Source organism: Acinetobacter sp. UBA3132 (genome assembly GCF_002364825.1).
Lineage (GTDB): Bacteria > Pseudomonadota > Gammaproteobacteria > Pseudomonadales > Moraxellaceae > Acinetobacter > Acinetobacter schindleri.
Genome location: NZ_DEZM01000203.1, coordinates 4,220 through 5,996, shown reverse-complemented (window position 1 = coordinate 5,996; position 1,777 = coordinate 4,220). Strand labels below are relative to the sequence as shown.

The 1,777-nt window shown below is 47.5% G+C and carries 2 protein-coding genes; both read right to left on the bottom strand.

The window, feature by feature from the left end; all coding sequences use genetic code 11:
• Positions 1-22: 22 nt before the first annotated feature.
• Positions 23-1,351 carry a magnesium transporter gene (gene mgtE, locus B4033_RS11325; protein ID WP_286834087.1) on the bottom strand — a complete coding sequence of 443 codons (1,329 nt, stop codon included), beginning with the start codon at positions 1,349-1,351 and terminating at the stop codon, positions 23-25.
• A 119-nt stretch (positions 1,352-1,470) separates the two neighbouring features.
• Positions 1,471-1,777, bottom strand: a 307-nt coding sequence (locus B4033_RS11320; RefSeq protein ID WP_286834084.1) for an efflux RND transporter permease subunit, incomplete at its 5' end; no start/stop codon positions are given.

Below are 1,777 nucleotides of genomic sequence, written 5' to 3'. Positions count from 1 at the left end.
TCAAATGAGGACACGCCCTAACTTAAAACAAAAGTCTGGATGCCACGAACAAATACACCACCACCCCACTGGCATCGCAGATCGATGTCACCAGGGGCGCTGAAGCACTGGCAGGATCGAGTTTCAGCCTATTCAAGATAAATGGCAGACTCATGCCGATCAGACAACCAAGCAAAACAATCCCAGTCATACTGATGGCAAGTACTACAGCAACCATCAGATCGCCCCGGATATAACCCAGAATCGAAACAGTACAGGCCATAGTTAGACCAAGACACAGCGCGACCAGAGACTCCCGTCCAACCAGACGGAACCAGTCTGTAAACTGTACATCGCCAGTTGCCAATGCCCGGACCATCAATGTAGCAGACTGAGAACCTGCATTCCCGCCACTTCCCACCAGCAGTGGCAGGAAAAATACCAATACGATATGTTCCGCAATGATGTCCTCATATTTGGCAATACCAAAACTGGATAGCAAACTGCCAAACACCAGCAGTACCAGCCAAAATACTCGTTTTTTATACAGCGATAAAATTGGCACAGTTTTGATACTGTGTTGATCTAGCGGTGATACCGCACCTGCTTTTTGGAAATCCTCCGTGCTCTCGGCCTCGGCAATATCCATGGCATCGTCATAAGTCACAATCCCGACCAGTTTTTTGGACGTATCAACAATCGGCAAGGCAATAAAGTCGTAATAGGCCAGCGTGCGTGCAATCTTTTCCTGATCTTCATCCACCGTGCCATAAATCACTTCTTTCGTCATAACCTCGGCAATAGTCGCGGTAGGCAGTGCCTGAATAATCTGACGTAATGAAATTACCCCCAGCAGATGTTGCTGTGCATCTACAATATAGATCAGATACAGCGTGTCATGATTTCCAGCAATATCACGTAGCGTTTCAATTGCCTCGTTCATGCTGAGTTCAGGAGGCAGCGTCAAATAATCCGAACTCATCAATGCACCGGCAGTTTCCTCCGGATAGGCATGGAGTACTTTTAGTACCTGACATGACTGTGCTGAAAGCTTGCCCAGCAATTGCTGCTGTACCGAAAGAGGCAGCTGTTTATACAGGTCAATAAAGTCATCCGAATGCATTGCATCCAGTAAGGTCACCAGTTCTTCGAGAGATAATGATGCCGTAAGCTGAAGCTGCTGATGCAGAGGCAAGTATTCAAAGACTTCTACCGGGCGTTGCAGCTGCTCAAAGTGATGCTGCCGTTCAGCTGGTTTCAGCTCGGCTAATAGCCTTGCCTGATCGGCGATATTCAATTGTGCCAGCTGCTGGCCTGCACCTGTCTGATGCAATTTTAATAATTCCCGTACCTGTTCAACTTGCTGATCCATCTGCGCGCTGCTGCCCTCTTGTTATCATATATTTTTATATTCTAGTTTCATTCACTATGCCTCAGCTGAGTGAAGCATGGTGTTACTTCATTGATCTTTATAGCTGAAGGTAGATGATCTTAATTCAGTGCCTGCTTTTTCTTCTGAAACAGGCTACGGATCATCACATACATAAATGGAATAAAGATCAGCACCAACACAGTTCCAAAGATTACCCCACCCAGAACACTGACTCCGATTTCCTGACGGCTGACCGCCCCGGCACCAAAGGCAAAAACCAGTGGCAGAATCCCGGCACCAAAGGCCAACGACGTCATTAAAATTGGACGTAGACGCAAGCTTGCACCTTCCAGCGCTGCCGCGACAACGGATTTGCCATGCTGCTCTGCCAAGGCAGCAAATTCCACAATCAGAATGGCGTTCTTA